The organism is Streptomyces sp. NPDC029044, from assembly GCF_040637495.1.
Taxonomy (GTDB): Bacteria; Actinomycetota; Actinomycetes; order Streptomycetales; family Streptomycetaceae; genus Streptomyces.
Genome location: NZ_JBEZWN010000094.1, coordinates 1 through 22,400, shown reverse-complemented (window position 1 = coordinate 22,400; position 22,400 = coordinate 1). Strand labels below are relative to the sequence as shown.

At 70.7% G+C, this 22,400-nt stretch carries 21 protein-coding genes, 1 tRNA gene and 2 pseudogenes; 11 read left to right on the top strand and 13 right to left on the bottom strand.

Features of this window, described 5'->3' with window-relative positions; genetic code table 11:
* The first annotated feature begins 182 nt into the window (after positions 1-182).
* The gene (locus AB0E85_RS37320) at positions 183-1,196 is read left to right on the top strand and encodes a Yip1 family protein (RefSeq protein ID WP_361937002.1); all 1,014 of its coding nucleotides are present in this window, start codon (positions 183-185) and stop codon (positions 1,194-1,196) included.
* 168 nt (positions 1,197-1,364) lie between these two features.
* Here the strand turns inward: AB0E85_RS37320 and AB0E85_RS37315 are convergent, their stop codons facing one another.
* The 3 genes from AB0E85_RS37315 to dcd form a co-directional block, all read right to left on the bottom strand.
* Positions 1,365-2,198: a hypothetical protein gene (locus AB0E85_RS37315; protein WP_361937000.1), complete on the bottom strand. Its 834-nt coding sequence runs from the start codon at positions 2,196-2,198 to the stop codon at positions 1,365-1,367.
* 160 nt (positions 2,199-2,358) lie between these two features.
* Positions 2,359-2,874 carry a phosphoribosyltransferase gene (locus AB0E85_RS37310; protein WP_361936998.1) on the bottom strand — a complete coding sequence of 172 codons (516 nt, stop codon included), beginning with the start codon at positions 2,872-2,874 and terminating at the stop codon, positions 2,359-2,361.
* Between the two features lie 5 nt (positions 2,875-2,879).
* Complete coding sequence (gene dcd, locus AB0E85_RS37305) at positions 2,880-3,455, bottom strand: dCTP deaminase (RefSeq protein ID WP_184560702.1); 576 nt, start codon at positions 3,453-3,455, stop codon at positions 2,880-2,882.
* Positions 3,456-3,976: 521 nt separating this feature from the next.
* Here dcd and AB0E85_RS37300 point away from each other — a divergent pair.
* Positions 3,977-4,050 (top strand) — tRNA-Gly (locus tag AB0E85_RS37300).
* A 396-nt stretch (positions 4,051-4,446) separates the two neighbouring features.
* Here AB0E85_RS37300 and AB0E85_RS37295 read toward each other — a convergent pair.
* The 3 genes and pseudogenes from AB0E85_RS37295 to AB0E85_RS37285 all read right to left on the bottom strand — a co-directional run.
* Positions 4,447-4,779: pseudogene (locus AB0E85_RS37295) on the bottom strand (DNA-binding protein); the annotation flags it as partial.
* 251 nt (positions 4,780-5,030) lie between these two features.
* Entirely contained in the window at positions 5,031-5,765 is a 735-nt protein-coding gene (locus AB0E85_RS37290; protein ID WP_361936996.1) for an NAD(P)-binding domain-containing protein, read from the bottom strand.
* 385 nt (positions 5,766-6,150) lie between these two features.
* Positions 6,151-7,020 (bottom strand): alpha/beta hydrolase, encoded by an 870-nt coding sequence (locus tag AB0E85_RS37285; protein WP_361936994.1) that lies wholly within the window; start codon positions 7,018-7,020, stop codon positions 6,151-6,153.
* A 195-nt stretch (positions 7,021-7,215) separates the two neighbouring features.
* Here AB0E85_RS37285 and AB0E85_RS37280 point away from each other — a divergent pair, with 195 nt between their 5' ends.
* The 3 genes from AB0E85_RS37280 (at position 7,216) to AB0E85_RS37270 (ending at position 8,686) form a co-directional block, all read left to right on the top strand.
* A complete protein-coding gene (locus AB0E85_RS37280) occupies positions 7,216-7,569 on the top strand; it encodes a hypothetical protein (protein ID WP_361936992.1) in 354 nt (117 codons plus the stop codon).
* A gap of 135 nt (positions 7,570-7,704) precedes the next feature.
* A complete protein-coding gene (locus AB0E85_RS37275; protein ID WP_361936990.1) occupies positions 7,705-8,274 on the top strand; it encodes a TetR/AcrR family transcriptional regulator in 570 nt (189 codons plus the stop codon).
* A 274-nt stretch (positions 8,275-8,548) separates the two neighbouring features.
* Positions 8,549-8,686, top strand: coding sequence for a hypothetical protein (locus AB0E85_RS37270; protein ID WP_361936988.1), 138 nt, complete (start codon positions 8,549-8,551; stop codon positions 8,684-8,686).
* A gap of 275 nt (positions 8,687-8,961) precedes the next feature.
* Here AB0E85_RS37270 and AB0E85_RS37265 read toward each other — a convergent pair whose 3' ends face one another.
* Both AB0E85_RS37265 and AB0E85_RS37260 read right to left on the bottom strand, forming a co-directional pair.
* Positions 8,962-9,567, bottom strand: coding sequence for a TetR/AcrR family transcriptional regulator (locus tag AB0E85_RS37265; RefSeq protein WP_361936986.1), 606 nt, complete (start codon positions 9,565-9,567; stop codon positions 8,962-8,964).
* 60 nt (positions 9,568-9,627) lie between these two features.
* The gene (locus AB0E85_RS37260) at positions 9,628-10,584 is read right to left on the bottom strand and encodes a DsbA family protein (protein ID WP_361936984.1); all 957 of its coding nucleotides are present in this window, start codon (positions 10,582-10,584) and stop codon (positions 9,628-9,630) included.
* Between the two features lie 359 nt (positions 10,585-10,943).
* On the opposite strand from AB0E85_RS37260, the gene AB0E85_RS37255 reads away from it, so the two are divergent.
* Both AB0E85_RS37255 and AB0E85_RS37250 read left to right on the top strand, forming a co-directional pair.
* Positions 10,944-12,101: an LLM class flavin-dependent oxidoreductase gene (locus AB0E85_RS37255; protein ID WP_361936982.1), complete on the top strand. Its 1,158-nt coding sequence runs from the start codon at positions 10,944-10,946 to the stop codon at positions 12,099-12,101.
* A 2-nt stretch (positions 12,102-12,103) separates the two neighbouring features.
* On the top strand, positions 12,104-13,387 hold the full coding sequence (locus tag AB0E85_RS37250; protein ID WP_361936980.1) for an acyltransferase: 1,284 nt from the start codon (positions 12,104-12,106) through the stop codon (positions 13,385-13,387).
* Positions 13,388-13,569: 182 nt separating this feature from the next.
* On the opposite strand, the gene asnB is transcribed toward AB0E85_RS37250, so the two are convergent.
* The gene (gene asnB, locus AB0E85_RS37245; protein WP_361936978.1) at positions 13,570-15,417 is read right to left on the bottom strand and encodes an asparagine synthase (glutamine-hydrolyzing); all 1,848 of its coding nucleotides are present in this window, start codon (positions 15,415-15,417) and stop codon (positions 13,570-13,572) included.
* Positions 15,418-15,811: 394 nt separating this feature from the next.
* Here asnB and AB0E85_RS37240 point away from each other — a divergent pair, with 394 nt between their 5' ends.
* Complete coding sequence (locus AB0E85_RS37240) at positions 15,812-17,026, top strand: MFS transporter (protein ID WP_361936976.1); 1,215 nt, start codon at positions 15,812-15,814, stop codon at positions 17,024-17,026.
* Positions 17,027-17,246: 220 nt separating this feature from the next.
* A complete protein-coding gene (locus AB0E85_RS37235; RefSeq protein WP_361936974.1) occupies positions 17,247-17,915 on the top strand; it encodes a response regulator transcription factor in 669 nt (222 codons plus the stop codon).
* 46 nt (positions 17,916-17,961) lie between these two features.
* On the opposite strand, the gene AB0E85_RS37230 is transcribed toward AB0E85_RS37235, so the two are convergent.
* Genes AB0E85_RS37230 through AB0E85_RS37215 form a run of 4 tightly spaced genes read right to left on the bottom strand, consistent with a single transcriptional unit; the run spans position 17,962 to position 20,720 of the window.
* Complete coding sequence (locus tag AB0E85_RS37230; protein WP_361936972.1) at positions 17,962-18,933, bottom strand: 4'-phosphopantetheinyl transferase superfamily protein; 972 nt, start codon at positions 18,931-18,933, stop codon at positions 17,962-17,964.
* Positions 18,930-19,808: an arylamine N-acetyltransferase gene (locus AB0E85_RS37225; protein WP_361936970.1), complete on the bottom strand. Its 879-nt coding sequence runs from the start codon at positions 19,806-19,808 to the stop codon at positions 18,930-18,932. Before AB0E85_RS37225 ends, AB0E85_RS37230 begins: the two co-directional genes overlap by 4 nt.
* Positions 19,795-20,259, bottom strand: coding sequence for a MaoC/PaaZ C-terminal domain-containing protein (locus AB0E85_RS37220; protein ID WP_361936968.1), 465 nt, complete (start codon positions 20,257-20,259; stop codon positions 19,795-19,797). The genes AB0E85_RS37225 and AB0E85_RS37220 overlap by 14 nt, the downstream gene beginning before the upstream one ends.
* Positions 20,256-20,720 carry a MaoC family dehydratase N-terminal domain-containing protein gene (locus AB0E85_RS37215; RefSeq protein WP_361936966.1) on the bottom strand — a complete coding sequence of 155 codons (465 nt, stop codon included), beginning with the start codon at positions 20,718-20,720 and terminating at the stop codon, positions 20,256-20,258. The genes AB0E85_RS37220 and AB0E85_RS37215 overlap by 4 nt, the downstream gene beginning before the upstream one ends.
* Positions 20,721-21,116: 396 nt before the next feature.
* Here AB0E85_RS37215 and pdhA point away from each other — a divergent pair, with 396 nt between their 5' ends.
* Both pdhA and AB0E85_RS37205 read left to right on the top strand, forming a co-directional pair.
* Complete coding sequence (gene pdhA, locus AB0E85_RS37210; RefSeq protein ID WP_361936964.1) at positions 21,117-22,250, top strand: pyruvate dehydrogenase (acetyl-transferring) E1 component subunit alpha; 1,134 nt, start codon at positions 21,117-21,119, stop codon at positions 22,248-22,250.
* A gap of 1 nt (position 22,251) precedes the next feature.
* Positions 22,252-22,400 (top strand): annotated as a pseudogene (locus AB0E85_RS37205) (alpha-ketoacid dehydrogenase subunit beta); the annotation flags it as partial.

Here is a 22,400-nt window from a genome sequence, read left to right as displayed (position 1 = left end):
GGCTCCGGCTCCGGGGCCCGGTGGCTCCGGCTCCGGCTCCGGCTCCGGCTCCGGCTCCGGCTCCGGCTCCGGCTCCGGCTCCGGCTCCGGGGCCCATACGGCTGAACCGGCCCCCGGGGGCACGGCCCGTAAGGCCGAACCCTGACGCCTCACCGACACCCCAAGTCCCAGCCCCTTAAGGGATGTCACAGCTCGGCCGCAAAGCCGGGCCCGGAAGCCCGGGCCCGGCACGCCACCGCCGGGGACCAGGTACGTTCGAAGACGTGGCTGGATTCAGGATCGGACGCGGCCGGAACAACGGCGCTCCTCAGACGCGACCGCACAACCCCCCGTACGGGCAGCAGACGCCGCAGGGGCCGTCGTACGGCTCCCCGCCGGCGCCGCAGCCCTACCCGCGGCAGCAACCGCCGTACGGCAACGGCGGCGGCCCGGCATGGCCGCAGCCGAACGCCGCGCACGGCGGCGGTTACGGCGGCCAGGGCGAGCCGGAGTACTTCGGCGACGGCGCGTACCCGCCCGGCCCGCAGGGCCCGCCCGACCCGTACGCGGCGAACAACCCGGGCCACACCCAGGCCTTCTCGGTCGGCGACGATCCCTACACCCAGGGCGACACCTACCGCGCCGGCTCGGCGGCCCCGGCCCCCGGCCCGGTCGGCCCGCGCCTGCACTGGAAGGACCTGCTCCGGGGGATCGTCCTCGCCCCCAACCAGACCTTCCTCCAGATGCGGGACTACGCGATGTGGGGCCCGGCCCTCATCGTCACGTTCCTCTACGGGCTGCTGGCCGTCTTCGGCTTCGACGGCGCCCGCAAGGATGCGATAAACGCCACACTGTCGAACGCGGTCCCGATCGTCCTGACGACGGCCGTCGCGATGGTGCTCAGCGCCTTCGTCCTGGGCGTGGTCACCCACACCCTGGCCCGCCAGCTCGGCGGTGACGGCGCCTGGCAGCCCACGGTCGGCCTGTCCATGCTGATCATGTCCCTCACGGACGCGCCCCGCCTGGTCTTCGCGATGTTCGCGGGCGGCGACGCGATGTTCGTCCAGCTGCTCGGCTGGGCCACCTGGATCGCGGGCGGCGTCCTGCTGACCCTGATGGTCGGCCGCTCCCACGACCTGCCCTGGCCGAAGGCGCTGGGCGCGTCGGCGATCCAGCTGATCGCGCTGCTGTCGATCGTGAAGCTGGGCACGGTCTGATCTTCCACGGGCACGAGAGAGGGGCTCCCCTGGGGAGCCCCTCCTTCTGTCTTCTCCCGCTGGTCAGGCGTCGAGCACCTGCCCGACCCGGCGCACCACGGGCGGTTCGACCGACCAGGCCGAGGCCGCCGACGCGCTACGACGCGAAGGTCGCCGGGTGCGGCGAACTCACTGAGCCGCGAGGACCTCTCGTGCCATCTGCGACTCCGAGACCGCGGCGGACGGCGCGACCACTCGGAAAGGCTTGCCGAAGTCGCTGAACGACTCATCGAGGTCCGTGGCCGGGTAGGTGACCCGCAGGAGGAGCGGGCTGCCCTCAGCGGCGATGTAGAACTCCAGCGGTCCCCCCGCACGCTCGTACGTGATTTTGGTGGCGGATCGTTCTTGCACCTTCATCGACTGCTGCCTGGGCTTTTCTTCGGCCAGACGCCCCAGGGAAGGTATGCGCTCTTCCAGCCAGGTCCGGCGGGTCGTTGCCTCGCACATGTCACCCGCGGCCTCGGACACGGCGGCGCCACGCTTCACCCACCGGTCAGCCATGACCTGCACCCGTACGGGATCTGCTTTGCCCTCGGGTGACAGTTCCAGGGCCTCTTTGCTACCTCGCGAATAGAGCGCGGATTCAGTGACGATGAAGTCGAGGGAGGCGGAACCCTTTCGGGACTGCGCCTTGCATGCCGTCCTGTCCCCGCCCGGGGCAATACGCAGCGTGGTTGTGCCCTCGGTCTTGGTACGCCGGGTCGAGCTCAGGTACTCCTGATCGAAAGTCGCGTCCATCGCCCTGTGAACAAGCGCGGCAGCCTTGGCGGCGCGCGACCCGTCACCGCTGTCGGGCGATGCGCCGGCTGCCGGCGACTTGGAACCACGCGCCGTGCCGCTCGCCTCCGTATCACTTGTGTCAGTGCCGCATCCGGCCAGCGCCAGAAGCACGACAGCCGCGCCCGCAACGACTGTCGTCGCTCTTGGGGGGCGTCGGCCCGGCGTGCTGTCGATAGCAGGCATGCAGATCTCCCTAGGAGGCGCCACGAAGGATGGGCCAATGATGCACCCCCCTGGCGGCTCGCACTCCAGGGGGCATCCGTTGCCGCCGGGTGGCCATACGCCTGGTAGGGGCACAGTGCCCTGAGCAGCCTCACCAGACCTCGGTGCACAGCAACCGAAGTCAGAGCGCTTCCTTGTTCTCCTTCGGCGCCTCGCCCGACTTGTGTACTGGAGGCAAGACACTCCACGGGAAGTTGATCCACTCATCGGTGCGCTTCCACACGTACTCGCACTTCACGAGTGACTGGGACTTCTCGTAGACGACCGCGCTGCGCACCTCGGCGACGGTGTCGAGGCAGAAGTCGCGCACCAGCTTGAGCGTCTTGCCGGTGTCGGCGACGTCGTCGGTGATCAGCACCTTCTTCCGCGAGAAGTCGATCACGTTGGGGACGGGGGCGAGCATGACGGGCATCTCCAGGGTCGTCCCGACGCCGGTGTAGAACTCCACGTTGACCAGGTGGATGTTCTTGCAGTCGAGGGCGTAGGCGAGACCGCCGGCCACGAAGACGCCGCCGCGGGCGATGCTGAGGACTATGTCGGGCTCGTAGCCGTCGTCGGCGATGGCCTGCGCGAGCTCACGCACGGCGACGCCGAACTTCTCGTAGGTCAGGTTCTCGCGCACGGCGTTCGTGCTCATGTCGCTCACACCTGGGTCCGGTGGAAGTTGAGGAAGGACCGGGAGGCGGTCGGCCCGCGCTGCCCCTGGTACCGGGACCCGTACCGCTCGCTGCCGTACGGGAAGTCGGCGGGCGAGCTCAGCTTGAACATGCACAGCTGCCCGATCTTCATGCCCGGCCAGAGCTTGATGGGCAGAGTGGCGAGGTTGGACAGCTCCAGGGTGACGTGCCCGCTGAAGCCGGGGTCGATGAACCCGGCGGTGGAGTGCGTCACGAGCCCGAGCCGGCCGAGCGAGCTCTTGCCCTCCAGCCGGGAGGCGAGATCGTCGGGGAGGGTGATGACCTCGTAGGTGCTGGCGAGGACGAACTCCCCGGGGTGCAGGATGAACGGCTCGTCCCCCTCCGGCTCCACGAGCCGGGTCAGGTCGGACTGCTCGATGGCGGGGTCGATGTGGGGGTACCGGTGATTCTCGAACACCCGGAAGTAGCGGTCGAGGCGCACGTCGATGCTCGACGGCTGCACCATCGAGTCGTCATAGGGATCGATCCGTACCCGCCCGGCGTCGATCTCGGCCCGGATGTCCTTGTCTGAGAGAAGCACGCCCCGAGGATACGCAAGACGCGCGGAGCGACCACAACCGGACGTCTCCGCGCGCCTTGTGCCTGTTGCCTTGTGCTTTTGTCCGTTACCGCTACCGCTTCTGATAGCTGACGGGCACCACGCTCCGGAGCCGCGCGCATCGCGGGCACCGAAGCAGCCGCCCGGGGCCGAGCCGCTCGGCCTGCTGCATCGGGAACGAAGCGGTGGTGAACACGTGCCCATCGGCACAACGGACGACGGTGCGCTCCATCAAGTCCAAGAGTCCCTTCCCCAAGAGCCGCGTCTGGCTGCTGCTTGCCTGACGACAAAAGCCACAGTACGGGATCAAAGGGACGGCCTTCCAGGCGGCACTCCGGTCCCGCCCGGGCCCTCTCACGCCCCACCACCGTACGCCCCAACTCCCTTCCCCCGCAGCCGCATCCCATCCCTGAAACAACCTCAGGCCCCGCGGCATCAACACCGGGGGCCTGACATGAGGTAAAGTGGCGATCGCTCGGACACCGACTCGGTCGGCGTCTTACGCGGGTGTAGTTTAATGGTAGAACATCAGCTTCCCAAGCTGAGAGCGCGAGTTCGATTCTCGTCACCCGCTCCACTCTTGAGGCCCAGGTCAGAGACCTGGGCCTTGTTGTTGCGCGCGGTGATCAGTCGGTGGTCAGGCGTCGCGTGCCAGAGTCGTGCCGGAACGTTGATCGTCGGGGTCGGCGGTCTCCCTTTCTGGCACGGCCGCAGCATCCTGGAATCACAGTACGGGCGCCCGCCTCGGAGTTGACGACGGGGACGATGTGGTAGCTCTGCACCCGGCGGGCGGAGGTCGTCTCCTGCTCGAAGCGGCGGCGGAACTCGCCTGGCGCACGGAAGCCGCCCGCGCCCCGGCACCCCCCTGCGCGGCGGCGCCCACCCGCAGGGCTTGACCAGCACGACAGACAGGTCGGTGGTGCGGGCGGTGCCACGCCGCCTCGGAGGCCGGCAGTCGAACAAGGCCCTTGGCTCAGACCTTCTCCGCACTCACACGTGGATGCTCGGCAGTGAGTTGGCCGATGACTTCCACATCGGACGTCAGGATCGTCACCCGGCCGGGACACTGAAGGGCGGTCGCGCACAGCATGGCGTCGATGGCGTACTTGTGGCCGTGCAACCCCGCTGTACGCAGCAACGCGGCAGCGGATTGCGCGACGGCCTGGGTCACCGGCTCGACACTCAGGCGGGACAGGGTCCACTTCAGTGCGGCGTCGTTGATCTTCGGGTGGATCACCTCGACCAGCACGACGGCTGAGGTGATCACTGGCAGGTTCGCGTCGCGAGCCGCCGTCAGCCACTCATGGTGGCCTGTGAGACGGGGATGGCGTCGCGGAGAGCCTGTCGGGCGGAGCGTCGGACATTGGGGTGGCGGTCCGTGTAGCTGGACAGGTTCGCGCCGGGCGGTCGCCATGCGCCGGGTGCTGCTCCGTGAGGGTCAGGACGCAAGGGTGGGAAGCGCGGTGCCGGAGAAACCGGCCGCGGCGCTCCGTACGAGAGGAGCTGTCGGTGACTTCTCGTACGGGAAGTGCACCGCGGGGCCGACGGCAGGCATGGTCACCTATGGGCGGCGCGGTTCATCTCGACGACGTCCTCCAGGGTGGGCTCGGCGCCCAGGGCGGCGAAGCGCTCCCCCATGCTCTCCCGCACTGCCGCGTCCTTGACGCGGTCGGCCGCGGCCAGGGCAGCCGGCAGCTCCTCCAGGGTCAGCTCGGTGCAGTAGGCGGGGCCCATCGGCTGCTGACGCCAGGAGTCGGCCAGCGGGCCGGCGTCGTAGGGATCGAATCCGGTGTCGTCCACCAGGCGCATGGCCACGCGCTTGGCTTCCTCGGCGTCGCCGGCGACCGGGATGGCGATGCGGCCCGGAGTGCCCGCCGGGAGCCCCTTCGTCCGCTGGGTCTCGGCCAGGGCGGCGTTCCATGCCTTGACCACGGGACGACCGAGGAGTTCGGAGGTGTGGACGCTCTCGATGGCGCCGCCCTCCACTGCCTCGATCCGGCCGCTGAGATGCGGGTAGTAGTTGGAGGTGTCGATGACCACCGTCTCGGCGGGGACGGTGGCGAACAGATCGGCCAGCTGTCCCGCCACTCCGAAGGGGATGGCCAGGACGACGGCGTCACGGTCCTTGACGGCGTCGTCGAGAGCAACGGCACGGGCGCCGGTCTCCAGCACGTCGGGCGCGACGGACTCCGTGCCGCGCGCGTCGGCGACCTGGACGTCGTGACCGGCTGCGCTGAGCTTGCGGGCGAGGTTGCCGCCGATGGCACCGGCGCCGATAACGGATATTTTCATGATGTGTCCTTCCAGGGGACGCGCCGCCCCCAAGGCGGCGCGATGTGATCACTGCGGAACGAAGGCGTGGGACACCGCCCGAAGTCCAGAACGGCGGGCCACTCGGGCCGTGGTCGCGGTGTCCTCGGGTTCGCCCGCGGGTGTCCTGGATGACCATCATGAACCCGCGCCGGGCGGCAGCCTCCAGATCGAGCATGACGGCCATCACGGGTGTCTGCTTGCCTACGGCAGCCGGCTCAGCAGCACCGGCCACGTTCCCGTGCCGCCGGGCCGGTAGACATCCGCGCACAGTACGGTGCCGTCACGCATCAGCGCCGGGACGTCGAGCCAAATCCGGACCTCCGCCAGGCTCCGCTCCTCGGGTCAGGGTCGGTGGTGCCGGTGGTCAGGCCGTCGCATTCAGCAGGTCGGCCAGTACGTCGGGGCGTTCCAGGGCGATGAAGTGGCCGGCGTTCGGCACCTGTGTGAACTCGGCGGCGGGGAGCAGCTGCTTGTTGGCCTCCCGGTCCGAGGGGCGGGACCAGTCCTTCTCCCCGTAGACGAGGTGGATGGGCGCCTTGACCTCGGGGTAGCGGGAGCGGGCCGCGATGAGGCTGGGCAGGGCCTGGTACACGGCCCGGGCGACGGTGGGGTAGCCGGGGCGGGTGCCCACCTGGAGCAGCTCGTCCACGTAGTCCTCGCGCAGTGCGCCCTTGTCGCCGAGGCCGCCTTGAAGGATCGCGCGGAGGGCGGGCTTGGGCTCCACCCCGGCGAGCACGGGGCCCACGCCGGGCGCGAGGACGCCGCCGACCACCACACGGGCGAGAAGACTGGAGCGGGCGACGCCGCCGCGGAAGTCGTAGGTGTTCACCGCGACGACGCGCCGCACCCGCTCCGGGAGATCGGCCGCGGTGGTCAGGGCGAGCACCGCACCCATGGACTCCCCCACCAACGTCACGTCGTGGAGGTCGAGTTCGGTAAGCAGCCGCTCGACGCCCGCGCGCATGGCGGGCTCGCCGTAGGACGCCCCGGGCACGATCTCGGAGTAGCCCATCCCCGGCAGGTCCAGGGCGTACACGGTGTAGCGATCCGAGACCAGCGGGATGAGGTGGCGGAAGTGCTCGGCCTGGGTGCGCACGGTGTGCAGCAGGACCAGGGGAGCGCCGGTGCCCGCCTTGAGGTAACGCAGCTGTCCCTCGCGGCCGCCGCGAGGGGGGATCTTGTGGCTGGTGGCCCCCGGGATGTGAATCGTGGGACGTGACTCTTGGCTGGGCATCTCGACGGCTCCTTGCGGGTGAGGGATCACCAAAACGGTCATGACTCTCACTCGGGAATGAGAAACCGATCGGTTTCCATCAAGGTAAACCGATCGGTTTCCCGACGCAAGCCCTACACGCTCCCGACTTCGGCGGGGTGTTCGACCTTGCCGGGTCACTGCCGAGCCGGAGGCGGGGTCGCGTTGAGGGAAGACATGACTACGACCTTCGGCCGCGGAGCACCCGCCTCCGGGAAAACAGACTCGGGCGGCCGGGGCTCACACGCCGTGCGCTGGTGGGTGCTCGTCGTGCTGGGCGTGGCGCAGCTCATGGTCACGCTCGATGCGACGGTCATGAACATCGCTCTGCCCGAAGCGCAGCATGACCTCGGTTTCACGCACTCGCACAAGCCGGGCGCGCTGACCGTGGCGCAGGCGGGGGTCGAGAGCTGCACCGCCACCCTGACGTGGGGCGCCGGGATCTTCGTGGTCGGCGCGGTGCTCACGGCGTTCCTGACGCCGAACAAGGCTCTGGCGCCGCCGGAGGGCGAGCCCGTGATCGCCCACTGAAGCAGAGACCGTCATGGGGGGCCGACGTCCGGACGCACCCCCGTCAAGGCGCCGCCCGGCCTCTACCGCTGCCTCGCGGCGTCCGTCGTAAACCGATCGGTTTCCGATGGGTCGGAATCGAGTTAACCTCGCCGTATGACCACCGAAGCAACGCCAAGCTCCCGAGAGCGCCTGCTGGAGGCAGCGGCCGCGCTCACCTACCAGGACGGCGTCCACATCGGCGTCGACGCGCTGTGCAAGGCGGCGGGGGTGTCCAAGCGCTCCATGTACAAGCTGTTCGAGAGCAAAGACGCACTGCTGGCGGCGACCCTGGAGGAACGCGCCCACGCCTATGTGACGGCGCTCCTTCCCGCGGCGGACGACAACCGTCCACCCCGCGAGCGGATCCTGCACGTCTTCGAACAGGCGGAGAGACAGGCGAGTGCACCCGGCTTCCAGGGCTGCCGGTACCTCGTCGTACAGATCGAGCTCAAGAACCCGAGCCACCCCGCGAGCCAGGTGGCCCACCGGGTCAAGGAGAACCTGACCGCCTTCTTTCGCGCCGAGGCCGAGCAGGGCGGGGCGAGCGACCCGGACCTGCTGGCCCGTCAGCTGATCCTGGTCTTCGACGGCGCCAGCGCCCGCGCGGGGATCAAAGCCGACACGCAGGCCGGGCTCATCGCCCCCACCGTGGCCGCCCTGCTCGATGCGGCGCACATGCGCTGACGCATCGCGCTTCATGAGCAGCCGCGGCGACCGATGCGCCCGGCGAGTCACGGCCGACCTCCGGCGACCCGGAGAACTCCGCCGGCGTCACCAACCACCGCGAGGGTCGCGACCTCATCGCCGAACACCCCCAGCCGCAGGCGCACAGCCTCACGGACATCCAGCAGCTCGCCGCCGGGGCTTGCGCGCGGAAACCGATCGGTTTACGGCAGGTGAAACTGATCGGTTTCGCGCCGTGCGGTCGAGTCTCGCACCCGACTCCTCAGGAGTACGGATGACTGCCGCGCGCGACGCCGACGAGCGGACGACGGCCCCGGCCCCCGGGCTCCCGGCGAAGCCGGCCGCCCACCCGTCGGTACAGGCCGTACTCGCCCGGCGCACGGCGGCGACGTCGCGAGCCCGTCGCGCGTGATCGACACAGCCTGGCTGCACGAGCTGGGTCTGGCCGATGATGGCTGAGGAGCGTCCCGGGCGCCGAGCCCGCGAGGGGGCACGGATTCGGCGGACAACAACGGCCGGCAGCGGTGCGACGGCGCACTTCTCAGGTCAGCCCCGGCGTCGGACGGCCGCTACGGCTCCCGCACCGATCGAGACCTGCGGGGCTGTGCCGGCACCCCCGAAGCGTCAGCACCCGGCGCTGCCCGCCGGCGTGAGCCACGCCGCGGTCATCGCGGCCGGCCTGGACCGTCATGGCGTCAAGCCGCGGCAGACCATGGCCCACAGGCGCAGGTACTGAGCCATGGAACCGTGGGCACCCTGCTGATCACGGAGGTCGTCGGGGGGAGCCGGGTGGGCTCGGATGTGGAGTGCGACGGCGCGGATGAACAGGACGGCCAGTGCGGAGACATCCTCCGGGCGGGTGCCTGCCGGCAGTTCGCCGGCCCGGGAGGCCTCCTCGGCGAGTTGCCCCACCTGCGGATGCCAGGCGCTGGACCAGCGCCTCAGGCCGGCCGAGTGGTCCAGTTCCAGGCGGGCGGCCGCGCGCACCGCAGTGTTTGCGTGGAGGGTGCGCGTCATACCGGTGACCACCTCCGAGAGGCGGGCCAGCGGCGTGGGTGCGGCCACCAGCGCGTCGCTGACCGACGCCCGGACCGCCGCCAGTGCGCTGTCCACCACTGCATCGGCGAGATCGGCCTTGGAGCGGAAGTGAAAGGTCAGCGCTCCGTTCGACAGCCCGGCAGCGTGCGAGACCCGCCCCAGCGAGACGCCCGCGTAACCGTCGCGCGCGAACTCTGCGGCAGCCGCCTCGACGAGGGCGGCGCGAGTCACCGTCGCCCGGTCCTGCTTGGTCACGTGTCGGTTCTCTCTCGTTCATCCTCTCGACCTGCGGGGATCCAGGTCGCCCAGGCGACTTCAGTCGCTCGCCGCCACGGCGAGCCGGAGGTGCGGCTGTGCCTGGGCATCCAGCCCCAGCCGCTGGAGCGTGCGCCCGTACAGCATGCGGACGTAGAAGTCGTCCGGGCGCTGCTCCACGAGCGGTTCCAGTACGGTCCGCGCTCGATTGAGCTGGGCGGACCCGAAGTAGGCGCGGGCCGCGAGGATCCGCACGGCGGGATCGTCGGCGAAGTCCGCCAGCAGTGGACGCAGCAGGGTGAGCGCGCCGAGCGGGTCCCGCTCCTCCATCAGTGACTCCGCCCAGCGCATACGGTTCACCTCGGCCGGTACGTCGGGCTGCCGCCGGAGCCCGGCCAGGAAGTCCCCGATCGCCTCGGACGTCTGCGCGCCTGCCAGCGCCTGGTTGCCCACGACGAAGGAGGGTGATGTGCGCACCTTGCGCGCCTTGCCCTGCAACAGCAGCTCGCGGGTGAGCAGTTCACCGGCCTCGGTCTCCAGCAGCCCCGGCCCCTCAGCGAATCCCGCCCGAAGGGCGACGTCACGCAGCACTGCCCGGTCGCCGATGTCCCGCCCCTCGATGAAGTAGGCGTGCATCAGGCCTTCGGCCAGCGCGTCCTGCACTGCGGAGCCAGCGCGTTCGTGAGCCAGCGCGAGGAGCCGGTGGGCGTCGTGGCTGCTGACGCGCCAGCTCGCACCCCGCCAGGGGCCAAGCCCTTCCGCCGCCGCGACCTCCGAGATCCGCACCCGGTTCTCGGCCGGCGTGAGGCCGGGCGCGCAGGCGCGCAGTGCCTCGTCCATGAGCGGGTCACGCATGGCCTCGTCCATGGGAAGGGCCGTGACGGGGGCGCTCGGGTCGATACGGAAGGGCCGCCAGACCACCTCGACATCGTCGCGGTCCGCGATCGCCCGCTCCAGGCGGCGCTTACCGATGTACGCCCACGCGCAGACGACGTCTGCCCAGATCTCGATTCGCATAACCCCAGAGTAGGCAACGACAGTAGTTTATGCAACACGTGTCTATTAGTGCCTCTCGTGGAGAGGCCACGCCCGGCAACGCTCACCCTCGTGGAGCGCCGCGGTCCGCCCAAGACCCGTACGGGCTGGCCGATCGAGCAGGGCCGGGGCCGCGTTTCGGCTACCTGCGATGGGCATTGCCCGCTCGCGTGCCCGGCCGGGAAAGTGATGGTGCGCCCGGTCGGAGCGAGGGATCGGCCGCACCGCCATCCCGATCGGCCACCGGGCCGCCGCGGCCCCCTGCCCTGCTCCTGCCGACGGCCCGTGCCCCGTCCGGCCGGCCCGCCCGAACCCTTCCGTCACGCTTCAGGGAGACCCGTATGACCACCGCCCCCGCCGCCGTAGGCTTCGGCGCGTTCATCTCGCCGCTGCATCCGCCGGGTGAGGCCCCCGACCTGCAGATGTGGCGCAATCTCGACCTGATCTCCTGGCTCGACGACCTCGGCCTCGACGAGGTCTGGGTCGGGGAGCACCACTCCGGAGGGTGGGGCACCATCAGTTCGCCGGAGGTCTTCCTCGCCGCGGCGGCCGAACGCACCCGTCGCATACGCCTGGGGACCGGCGTGGTGAGCCTGCCGTACCACCACCCGTTCCACGCCGCGTCCCGCATCGTGCAGCTCGACCACATGACCCGTGGCCGGGTCATGTTCGGCGTCGGTTCGGGGTCGTCACCCGCGGACGCCCACATGCTCGGCGTCGAGGCGGTCGACACCCGCCGTATGACCGGGGAGGCGCTGGAGGTCATTCGCCCCCTGCTGGCCGGGGAGGCGGTGACCCGCTCCACCGACTGGTTCACCCTGCGTGACGCGCGACTGCACCTGACGCCGTACTCGCCGGATCTGGAGGTGGCCATATCCAGCGCCTCGTCGCCGGTCAGCATGCGCCTCGCCGGACGTTACGGGCTCAGCCCCCTGTCGTTCGGCGCACCGGTCCCGGGTGCGCCCCCGATCGACCTCGCGGCCCAGTGGGCGCACGCCGAGACGGCCGCGGCGGAGGCTGGCAGTGCCATGCGCCGCGGCGACTGGCGGATCGTGCTTCCGGTGCACGTGGCCGAGACGACCAAGCAGGCGTACGCCGACGTCCGCGAGGGCTTCCGGCGCTTCGCCCACGGATATTTCCGGGACACCCTCGGGCTGCCGGTCGAGTTCCCCGGAGTCCCCGCCGGCGAGGAGGTCGCGGCGATGGCCGAGTCCGGCGCCGCCATCGTCGGATCGGTCGACGACTGCATCGAGGCCGTGGAGCGGCTGGTGGAGCGGACCGGCGGCTTCGGCAGGCTGCTCGTCGCGGTGAACGACTGGGCACCGCGCGAGCAGACCCGGCACAGCTTCGAACTCCTCGCGCGCTACGTGGCCCCGCACTTCGACGGGCGACTGGACGGTCCGCGGCAGTCCGGCCGATGGGTTCAGGAGAACCGTTCCGCCTTCATGGGCAAGGCCGTCGCCGCCTTCCAGCAGGCGACGTCCGGATCCGGGGCCTGACGATGAGTACGACAAGTACGGCATCCCCGGTCCCGTCCCGTCCGGCGCGCGGCCCGGCACCGGCCGCCACCACCACGGGGGCCGAGGCGCCGACGGGCACCACGACCGGCGCGGGCGGCGCCTCCAGACTCGACTCGCTGACGGGGCTGAGGTGGTGGGCGGCACTGCTGGTCTTCGGGGAGCACGCCGGGAAGCTCATGCTGAGCACCCCCGCGGGCTCCACCGACCTCTCCCCGCTGGACACCGCCCTGCATGCGGTGTTCGGAACCGGATTCGTGGGTGTGAGCTGCTTCTTCATCCTCAGCGGATTCGTCCTCGCGTGGTCCCGCAAGCCGAACGACACCGCCCGGAGGTTCTGGCAGCGACGCTTCGCCAAGATCTATCCCGTCTTCTTCGTCACCACCGTGCTGGCGATCGTGTGGATCGCGACCACCACGGACACGCTCCCCGGCTGGCAGCTGGTTCTGACCCACCTGTTCCTGGTCCAGTCGTGGGTGCCGGACCAGTCCGTGTCCTACGGGCTCAACCCGGTTGCCTGGTCGCTGAGTTGCGAGGCGTTCTTCTACCTCGCGTTCCCGGCCCTGTACGCCGCCATGGCATCGGCCCGGGCGCTCACCCTGCGCTGGGTGGCCGGACTGTGCGCGGTGGCCGCGTTCGTGGTGCCGTACCTGGCGTCCAGTGCCTTCACGCTCAAGCACCCCGGCGGTTCCGAGAGCATTCCGACGGAGTCCATCGGCGGACCGTTCATGTACTGGTTCGTCTACGTCTTCCCGCTCATGCGGCTCGCCGAGTTCGTCTGCGGCATCGCGCTCGCCTGCCTGGTGCGCCGCGGACTGTGGCGGGGGCCGGGCGTTCCGGTGGCGCTCGTGCTGGCCGTCGGCTCCATCTGGCTGGGCACGTACGCACCCGAACCGCTGCAGCGCGTGGCGGTGACGTTCGTACCTTTCGCGCTGCTGATCGCGGCGCTGGCCCAGGCGGACGTCACAAGCCGGTGGACGCCCCTGCGCAGCCGCACGATGGTGTTCCTCGGGGAGATCTCGTTCGCGCTGTACATGGTGCAGCTGGTGTTCCTGATGTGGACCGGCGTCCATCTGCGCGGCTGGCTGCACGAGTTGGGGCTGCTGACCTCACCTGAGGCGGCGGCACCCATGTGGCTGGGAGTGGTGGTCCTCCTGCTCTATCTGGCGGTGTGCTCCGTCCTCGCCTGGGCGCTGTACCGGGGCGTCGAGCGTCCCATGATGCGGGTCCTGCGCCCGCGTAGCGCGGGCCCCGCTGCTCCGAGCTGAGCCCGCCGGCCGCCGTACGCGTACATCCTGGTCCCCCGACGCCCCGCCGACTCACCACGAGACGGCGGGGCGTTGGGGCGGTTGGGGCGACCCCCGGTCAGGGAGGCGCCCTCTCCCAGACACGCACGGGCCCGGGGCGCTTCTTGCGCACCGGGCCCGGGGCAGGGGTGGAACGGTGGGAATCAGTCGATCACGATGTCGGGGCCGTAGAGGTCGATCCAGGTGGCCAGTTCCAGCACCCGCTCCAGGCCGTGCCGCACGGAGATGTCCATCCGGGCAGGGTCCGTGGCGACGGCACGGGCCAGCCACTCATCACTGACCAGCGAGAAGAGGGTGCTGTTCGGTTCCGCGGCGACCTGCTTGGCCTGCTGCTGAAGTGACTGCTGGTAGAACGGGTCCTGAGTGGACGGGTAGGGGCTCTTCCTGCGGTCTGCGACAGACGCCGGCAGGACGTCGCGGACGGCGGCCCTGAGCAGGCTCTTCTCTCGGCCGTCGAAGGTCTTCAGGCTCCAAGGCGTGTTGAACACGTACTCGGTCAGCCGGTGATCGCAGAAGGGCACCCGGACCTCCAGCCCGCTGGCCATGCTCATCCGGTCCTTGCGTTCGAGCAGCGACGGCATCCACCGGGTGAGGTTGAGATAGCTGATGCGCCGCATCCGCGCCTCCAGGCCGTCCTCACCGGGCAGCCGTGGCACCTCCGCGACAGCGTCGGCATAGCGGTCCCGCGCGTACTCGACCAGCCGCAGCCGCTCCCTGACCTCGGGGCGCAGCAGCTTCAGCGCCTCCTGTTCGGCGTCACCGAAGAGAGCCATCCACGGGAAGGTGTCCGCCTGTTGCGCGGCGGGATGGTGGAACCACAGGTACCCGCCGAAGAGTTCGTCCGCGGCCTCGCCGGACAGGGCGACCGTCGAGCGCTCCCGCACGGCGCGGAACAGCAGGTACAGCGAGAGGTCCATGTCACCGTGCACACCCGGCAGGTCGCGGGCACGGACCGTGGCCCGGCGCACCTGCTGGTCCGTCATGGCGCGGGAGTCGAGGACGACGTCGTGGTGATCGGTGCCCACATGGGCGACGACCTCGCGGATGTACGGCGCGTCCTGGGTCTCGCGCAACTCCGTCGCCTGGAACGTCTCGGCGCCGTCGGCGAACTCCACCGCGAACGTGCGGACGCGTTCGTCGCCGTGGTCGCGGCGCAGCCCCGCGGCGGTCAGCGCGGTGAGCGCGCTGGAGTCGAGACCTCCGGACAGCAGAACGCACCGGCTCACGTCGGAGACCATCTGCCGGGCGGCGATGTCCTCCAGCAGCTCCCGGATGTGCGAGGTCGTGGTCGCCACATCGTCCGTGTGTTCGTGCGCCTCCAGCTTCCAGTACACGCGCTCGCGCACGCCGGTCCGGTCGACGGTCACCATGGTGCCGGGGCGCATCTCGCGCATGCCCCGCCAGATGGCCTGCCCCGGGGTCCGGGTGAACAGGAACATCTCGCGCAGACCGTCGGCGTCGACGGTCCGGTCGCTGTCGGGGTGGGCGAGCACCGCTTTGAGCTCCGAGCCGAACAGGACGCCGTCGGCGGTCGGACGGTAGAAGAGCGGCTTGACCCCGGCACGGTCACGGACCAGGAGCAGCCGCTCCGACCGGGAGTCCCAGATCGCGAAGGCGAACATCCCGTTGAGCTTCTCGACGCAGGCGTCGCCCCACTCCAGGTAGGCGCGCAGCACCACCTCGGTGTCGCTCCGCGTCGTCCAGGTGTGCCCGCGACCGGTGAGGAGTTCACGCAGTTCCCGGTAGTTGTAGACCTCGCCGCTGTACGTGATGACGACCTCGCCGCCGGGCACCGCGGCGGACATGGGCTGCCGCCCGCCCTCCAGGTCGATGATCGCGAGCCGGCTGTGCGCAAGGGCCGCGTGACGGCCGGTCCAGACGCCGTGGGCGTCCGGACCACGGCAGGACATGGTGGCGTTCATCGCTTCCACGGTGTCGACGTGATGGGCCAGATCCTGGGTGAAGGACACCCAGCCGGTGATGCCGCACATCGGTTCTCTGCCTCCAGGGGAAGTCGCCGCACGCCCGCCCGGGCGCGCAGCAGCGCGCGGGTCGAGCGGGTGCGGAAAGAAAGGGGGATCCGCCGGATCGTACGAACCGGACGGCGGTCCGTCCGAGCCCTGACGCCCTGCACGAACGAGCACGACGGACGGCGCGCTGCGAGCCCTTCGTTCGTCCGCCCCTTCGGGCCTCCGGGCACGGCTTCGCACGTGGAACGCTGCAAGGGGCCTGCCTGCGGCACCGATCGGCCGCGACAGGAGGCGCTGACCGACGCCCGCATCTAATCAACACGTGTTGTTTAGACGTCGCCTGTTGGCTATTCTGACGGCCCGGCAGCGGCCACCCCCACTGCATCTCCCCCTGCGTACCGAGAGGTTGGACCTCATGGGACTCTGGCTCGCACCAATGGTGCTGGCACTTTTCACCTTCGGCACCGCCGACTTCGTCGTCGCGGGCATCCTGCGCGAACTGGCCGACGGTCTCGGAACGAGCGAGTCGGCCACGGGCCAACTGGTGACCGTCTACTCGATCGTGTACGCGATCTGCGCGCCCCTGGCGGCCGTGGTCACCGCCCGCGTGCCCCGCCGCACGCTCGCCGCCTGGGCTGTCACGCTCTTCATCCTCGGCAATGTCGTCGCCGCGACCGCGGGTTCCTACGAAGTGCTGCTCGCCTCCCGCGTGGCGAGCGCGATGGCCGCCGCCGCGGTGACTCCGATGTGCTTCGCCGCCGCGGGCACCGTCCCGCCGGCGGGACAGCGCGGCAAGGCGCTCGGCCTGCTCAGCGGCGGCATCATGCTGGCCCAGCTCCTCGGCGTGCCGATCGGAACCTGGCTCGGCGGCGCCTGGGGCTGGCAGGCGGCCTTCTGGATGTGCGTGGCGCTCGGCGCGGTCGTCCTCGTCAGCATGCTCGCGCTGCTTCCGCCGCTGGAGCCGCCGCCGGCCATGGCGCTGCGCGAGCGGCTCGCCCCGGTCACCCACGGCCCCGTCCTGAGGGGGCTCAGCGCGATGATGCTGCTGTCCGCGGGCAGCATGATGATGATGACGTACATCGCCCCCATCACCTCGGCGGCGGGCGACGTCGGCACCAACGGCATCGCGGGGCTGTTCGTCGCGGCCGGCTTCGCCGGTCTCGTCGCGACCCAGATCGGCGGCACGGCAAGCGACAAGCTGGGCCCGCTGCGCACCGTCCTCATCGGCGCCGGGACGCTGGTGACCGCGATGGCCGGCCTGTCCGGATCGGTCCTGTGGGGCGAGACCCCCTTCTGGCTGCTGGTCCTGCTGGTCATGGTCATGGCCTTCGCGATCGGCATGCTCAACCCGCCGCTCGCCGTCTGGCTGCTGGGCCGCGCCGGCGCGTCCGGCAACGAGGTGATGGCGCTCAACGCCAGCGTCATGTACCTCGGTACGTCCCTGGGCGGTGTGCTGGGCGGCCTGCTGCTCGCCCTGTCCGGCCCCGGGGCGCTCCCCGTACTGGCGGTGGTGGAGACGGCGCTGGTCGTCCTTCTGATCGCCACGGCGGGCCGGGGCGCGGCCGGGAAGCAGGGTGCCACCGCCGACACCGCGCCGGCCGAACGCGAAGCCGCTCCTCAGGCGCACTGATCACACTGTCGCCTCGGTGGCCGCCGGATCCGGGTCCGGCGGCCACCGCATGTATGGCGGTCGTCTCACTGTGCGACCGGCCATTGAAAACCAATCGTTCGTTTTTTATTCTGAGGGGGACACGGAAACTGGATGCCCGTGTCCCCTTCCGAGTCGAAAGGCCGTCCCACCAGGTCGAGACACATCTGGGCCCACGCATCCAGGTACCAGGGGGAGAGACATGAACGCCGAGTATCCGACCGCTCGCCATATCGCCGTGGTGCTACAGGACGTCGTCCAGCGCTACGGCATCGAGGCCATGATCCGAACCGTGGCCGACGGGAGTTCGGTCCGCTGTTTCGCCACCGGTGAGGACGTCGTCGCCCGGCTTCCCGACGCTCCGGATCTCGTCCTCCTCGCCGCGAAGGAGGCCGGCGAGCAGTGGCCGGAGTACGCCGAGAAGCTGCGGAGCCTCGGGACGCGCCTGCTGGTCCTCGTCGACGGCGGCGACGACCAGGACATCGAGCGCGCCGCGAAGATCCACGGGCAGGGTTTCGTGGACCAGCAGGACCTCAACACACAGACCCTGTCCGCCGCGGTGACCGACGTACTGGAAGGCAGGCTGTTCGTCTCCTCCACCCTGGCCCGGACACTGCTCGGCAGGGCGGGACAGAGGCGCTCCATGGACCAGGACTTCCGCGGCACCACTCTTACGCCCCGGGAGCTCGAGGTCCTTCAGCTGCTGGCCGAAGGGCTGAGCAACAAGCAGGTGGCGCGCCGTCTGGTGATCTCCGAGCACGGTGTGAAGCGGCTGGTGAGCAACATCCTGGCCAAGCTGAACTGCCCCAACCGCACGATGGCGGTGGTCAGGGCGATGCAGGAGGGCATACTCGCACCGGAGCCCGCTTGACCGGTGCCCGCCGCCGGCCGGGGCAGCGCGCTCCGGCCACCGCGTCTCAACGCCGTACGACGGCCACGGCGACCGCCGCACGGTGGCCGGGTCCCGCGGGCAGGTCCCGCACCGCCCAGGTGTCCGGCCCGCCCTCGGCACCCCGGTGGCCGACCAGTGCTGTCGCGCGGTCCGGGCGTACCTCCACGCGGCGCAGATCGGTCGCCACCCCGACGCCGCTGCCCTTCACGACCGCCTCCTTGCGGGTCCAGCACCGGGCGAACTCGGCCGGCCACGTCTCAGGGGGACGGCTCGTCAGATAGGACCGCTCGGCGGGGCTGAGCACCGCCTCGTGCAGTCCCGGCGGCACCTGGCGACGCAGGCGCTCGACGTCTGCTCCGACCGCGGTGCCGTCGGCCACCGCACACAGCCAGTCGGGGCCCGAATGGGACAGGCTGAACTGCACGCCGGTGACCGGGAACGTGATCACCGGGCGGCCGTGCTTCCGCTCACCGCAGACCGGGCACGGGTCACGGCCGAACTCGATCGCGGCGGGATCCGTGTGCAGCACGGACGCCAGAGCACGGCGCAGCGCGGCATGCGCCCCCGCGTAGCGTGCGGCCAGGACGGGGACGTGGAACGACCGGTAGCGGACGGACTCCTCCGCGGACAACAGGCGCAGGTCCTCCTCGCCCGGCTCGTCGGCCAGCCGGCCGCGCCAGACCGGGACCGGTGTTCCGAGCACGTCGTAGACCCGTGCGGCCTCGGCCCAGTCGGCAGCGACCCGTCCGGAGTCGTCCCGTCCGGAGTCGTCCCGTCCGGAGTCGTCCCGTCCGGAGTCGTCCCGTCCGGAGTCGTCCCGTCCGGAGTCGTCCCGTCCGGAGTGGTCCCGTCCGGAGTCGTCCCGTCCGGAGTCGTCCCGTCCGGAGTCGTCCCGTCCGGAGTCGTCCCGTCCGGAGTGGTCCCGTCCGGAGTGGTCCCGTCCGGAGTCAGGGCCGTACGGATCCGTCTTACGCCCGGTGGTCCCCCCGGCCGTCACGCGGCACCGGCCGGGGACTGTTCCCGCTCCGCCCTGAGGCGGAGCCTGATCGCGTGAGAGCGGACCAGCCAGTCCCACAGGCGCGCGCGGTCCTCCGCGTTCAGATCGTCCAGGGTCAGCCCGAACACCCCCGCCACGGTGTCCCACCACTCGTCGGCCGAGGTCAGTTCGCGCACCGTTCGGCTGCCGGATCGGTCGACGCGGCTCAGCACACACCCGCACAGGCCGTCGACACCGTCCGCGTCCCGCCGGTACACCGAGGCGATCCGCACGAACACCGAGGCCGGCGACATGGACATCACCCGGTGCATGGCCTGGAAGTCGGGCGCGGCGGCCGACGCGGTCGAGAAGTCCATGCCCGCGAACTTGCCGTGCGCGTGGTGGTCGAGGCGCCACCCGCCCGGTTCCGCCGCCGACCGCCGGAGCCGGTACCGGAACGGACCCTGCTCGTACACATCCGCCCGCAACGGCAACGGCTCATGCAGGGCGTCCCCCATACCGACGTCGGCGAGCCAGGTCTCACCCCCCACCGACACGGTGAGGGTCAGATGATTGCCGTTCGCGCCCGGTGCGGGCGTGTCCCGGTCCACCTGGATTCCGCCCCGGTGCCACGTCACCTCGTAGCCGAGCGCCGTCAGCAGTTGCGCGAAGGCTCCGTTGAGGTGGAAGCAGTAACCGCCGCGGCCCGCCAGGACACGTTCCACCGAGTACTCCGGAGCCATGGACGTACGACGGCCCAACTGGAAGTCGAGCGTCTCGTACGGCACGCGCTCCACGTGCGCGGCGTGCAGCGCCCTGAACCCCTCCACACTGGGGCGACCGGTGTGATCGATCCGCAGGCGGTCGAGGTAGCGGCGGACATCAGGCGACCGCATCGGGCAACTCCTCCCCGGGAACGGGGTCGACGGCCACTTCCGCCACACCGCGCGCCACCGTCCTGCCGTCCGAACGGCGGGCGACGAGCCGGACCACCGCCCGGCAGTCCCCGTCCCCGTCCCCGGTCCGCGTCACGTCGGTCACCGTCCCGGTGCAGGTGATCGCGTCACCGCCCGGCACCGGTGCCACGAAAGAGGTCCGCAGCGCACGCAGCCGGTCCTGGGACGCCCATGACGTCACCAGTCGGCCCAGCAGCGCCATCGTCAGCATGCCGTGGGCGATCACACCGGGCAGCCCCGCGGCGCGCGCCGCTTCGGAGTCCAGATGGATCGGGTTGGTGTCTCCGGACGCACCGGCGAACGCGGCCGCCAGCTCAGGGGTGACCGCGGGCAGCCGCAGCGCGGGCAGTTCCGCACCGGGACACGTGGCGAAGGCGTCCGTCGCCGTCATGCCGCGCTCCCGGTCGTCGCCCGCGCCTGTACCGCCACGACCTGGCGCAGCCACGCCACCCGACCGCCGTCGGGACGACGGACCACCGTGTCCCGGGCCACGAACTCCCTGGGGCCGCGGCCGGGCAGCGAGGGCACGGCGAAGGACGGCGACAGCAGCAGCGTGTCACCGGCACAGACGGACGAGTCGTAACCGAACTCCTGTGAGACGTGGAGGCAGGACGCCGGATCGGCGCCCGCATCGGCCAGCCGGCGCAGTACGTCGCCCCGTTCGAGATCGACGCCGAACAGGTACGTGGGCGGCGCCAGGATGTCGCGGTGGCCGGCGGCCCTCGCCGCCGCCCTGTCGTGGTGCACGTCGTCCGTCGCGCCGATGGCGTCGGCGAAACGCCGGACGGCGTCCCGCTCGACGCAGACCCGGTAGGCGGGCAGCGGACCGGCCAGTCTCTCGGCGATGAGCATCGCTTCTCCGTCGCTGTCGTCGGTGCCGGTCCGCTACGTCCACCAGGACACTCCCTTGATCGGCGTACCGGCTCGAAGTGCCCACTGTCACGGGTGCTCGTGCCCCCGGACAACGCCGTCCGGGCTGGCACATCGACCCCCCCGATGCCCCCGGGCGGTGACCGGGTGACCGGCCCGCTCGGGCGCGCCATCCAGGCCTCCCGCACCGGCGGGCCGCCTTGGTAGGCATGGCAGGGCGGCGATCCCGTGCCCGACAGGCCCGGCCGGCTCCCCCTCCGGATCGCCACGAGCGACAGGCCGGCCGGGCCCTTCACGACCGACTGCGCGGACGGACGCGCCGGCCACCGGGAGCGCACAGCGCTCGAGTGGCGATCGACAGCCGAAGGAGCCAACGAGATGACAGCGCCGGCGTGCCCCGGGAGCGAACCGCGGGCCGTACAACTGCTCACCCCGCGGGGTGAGCGGATCGGGAACGCGGAGTACGACGGGTTCACGGCCGATGTGACCGCCGCTGACCTGCGCGGCCTCTACCGCGACATGGTGCTCACCCGGCGCTTCGACGCCGAGGCCACCTCCCTCCAGCGCCAGGGCGAGCTGGGCCTGTGGCCGTCGCTGCTCGGCCAGGAGGCCGCCCAGATCGGCTCCGGCCGCGCCCTGCGAGACGACGACTACGTCTTCACCACGTACCGCGAGCACGGCGTCGCCTGGTGCCGCGGCATCGAACCGGCCGCGCTGATGGCCCAGTTCCGGGGCGTGGACCACGGCGGCTGGGACCCGAGCAGTAACAACTTCCACCTCTACACGATCGTCATCGGCTCCCAGACGCTGCACGCCACCGGCTACGCGATGGGCGTGGCCAAGGACGGCGCGGACAGTGCGGTCGCCGCCTACTTCGGCGACGGTGCGACCAGCCAGGGCGATGTCGCCGAGGCGTTTACGTTTGCAGCCGTTCACAACGCCCCGGTCGTGTTCTTCTGCCAGAACAATCAGTGGGCGATCTCCGAGCCGACCGAGAAGCAGACCCGGGTGCCGCTCTACCAGCGCGCACAGGGCTACGGCTTCCCCGGCGTCCGCGTCGACGGCAACGACGTCCTGGCCTGTCTGGCCGTGACGAAGTGGGCGCTGGAGCGCGCCCGCGCCGGCGAGGGCCCCACGCTGGTCGAGGCGTTCACCTACCGCATGGGCGCCCACACCACCTCCGACGACCCCACCCGTTACCGCGGTGACGAGGAGCGTCAGGCCTGGGAGGCGAAGGATCCGATCCTGCGCCTGCGCCGCTACCTGGAGGCTTCAAACCACGCGGACGACGGATTCTTCGCGGAACTGGAGAGCGAGAGCGAGGCGTTGGGCATGCGAGTGCGCGAGGCGGTCCGTGCCATGCCGGACCCGGACCACTTCGCCATCTTCGAGAACGTGTACGCGGACGGGCATGCGCTCGTCGACGAGGAGCGCGCCCAGTGGGCCGCGTACCAGGCGTCGTTCGCGACTGAATCTGACAGCGGCTCCGCCGCGGTTTCGGGGGGTCACTGAGATGGCGGAGAAGATGGCTCTCGCCAAGGCGATCAACGAGTCGCTGCGCCGCGCGCTGGACTCCGACCCCAAGGTCCTGATCATGGGGGAGGACGTCGGCAAGCTCGGCGGCGTCTTCCGGGTGACGGACGGCCTTCAGAAGGACTTCGG

Bases quoted from the DNA above. Each gene is read 5' to 3' on its own strand.
- AB0E85_RS37320 (WP_361937002.1), top strand. From the start codon at position 183: ATGTCACAGCTCGGCCGCAAAGCCGGGCCCGGAAGCCCGGGCCCGGCA.
- AB0E85_RS37315 (WP_361937000.1), bottom strand. From the start codon at position 2,198: ATGCCTGCTATCGACAGCACGCCGGGCCGACGCCCCCCAAGAGCGACG.
- AB0E85_RS37310 (WP_361936998.1), bottom strand. From the start codon at position 2,874: ATGAGCACGAACGCCGTGCGCGAGAACCTGACCTACGAGAAGTTCGGC.
- AB0E85_RS37290 (WP_361936996.1), bottom strand. From the start codon at position 5,765: ATGAAAATATCCGTTATCGGCGCCGGTGCCATCGGCGGCAACCTCGCC.
- AB0E85_RS37285 (WP_361936994.1), bottom strand. From the start codon at position 7,020: ATGCCCAGCCAAGAGTCACGTCCCACGATTCACATCCCGGGGGCCACC.
- AB0E85_RS37280 (WP_361936992.1), top strand. From the start codon at position 7,216: ATGACTACGACCTTCGGCCGCGGAGCACCCGCCTCCGGGAAAACAGAC.
- AB0E85_RS37275 (WP_361936990.1), top strand. From the start codon at position 7,705: ATGACCACCGAAGCAACGCCAAGCTCCCGAGAGCGCCTGCTGGAGGCA.
- AB0E85_RS37270 (WP_361936988.1), top strand. From the start codon at position 8,549: ATGACTGCCGCGCGCGACGCCGACGAGCGGACGACGGCCCCGGCCCCC.
- AB0E85_RS37260 (WP_361936984.1), bottom strand. From the start codon at position 10,584: ATGCGAATCGAGATCTGGGCAGACGTCGTCTGCGCGTGGGCGTACATC.
- AB0E85_RS37255 (WP_361936982.1), top strand. From the start codon at position 10,944: ATGACCACCGCCCCCGCCGCCGTAGGCTTCGGCGCGTTCATCTCGCCG.
- AB0E85_RS37250 (WP_361936980.1), top strand. From the start codon at position 12,104: ATGAGTACGACAAGTACGGCATCCCCGGTCCCGTCCCGTCCGGCGCGC.
- asnB (WP_361936978.1), bottom strand. From the start codon at position 15,417: ATGTGCGGCATCACCGGCTGGGTGTCCTTCACCCAGGATCTGGCCCAT.
- AB0E85_RS37240 (WP_361936976.1), top strand. From the start codon at position 15,812: ATGGGACTCTGGCTCGCACCAATGGTGCTGGCACTTTTCACCTTCGGC.
- AB0E85_RS37235 (WP_361936974.1), top strand. From the start codon at position 17,247: ATGAACGCCGAGTATCCGACCGCTCGCCATATCGCCGTGGTGCTACAG.
- AB0E85_RS37225 (WP_361936970.1), bottom strand. From the start codon at position 19,808: ATGCGGTCGCCTGATGTCCGCCGCTACCTCGACCGCCTGCGGATCGAT.
- AB0E85_RS37220 (WP_361936968.1), bottom strand. From the start codon at position 20,259: ATGACGGCGACGGACGCCTTCGCCACGTGTCCCGGTGCGGAACTGCCC.
- AB0E85_RS37215 (WP_361936966.1), bottom strand. From the start codon at position 20,720: ATGCTCATCGCCGAGAGACTGGCCGGTCCGCTGCCCGCCTACCGGGTC.
- pdhA (WP_361936964.1), top strand. From the start codon at position 21,117: ATGACAGCGCCGGCGTGCCCCGGGAGCGAACCGCGGGCCGTACAACTG.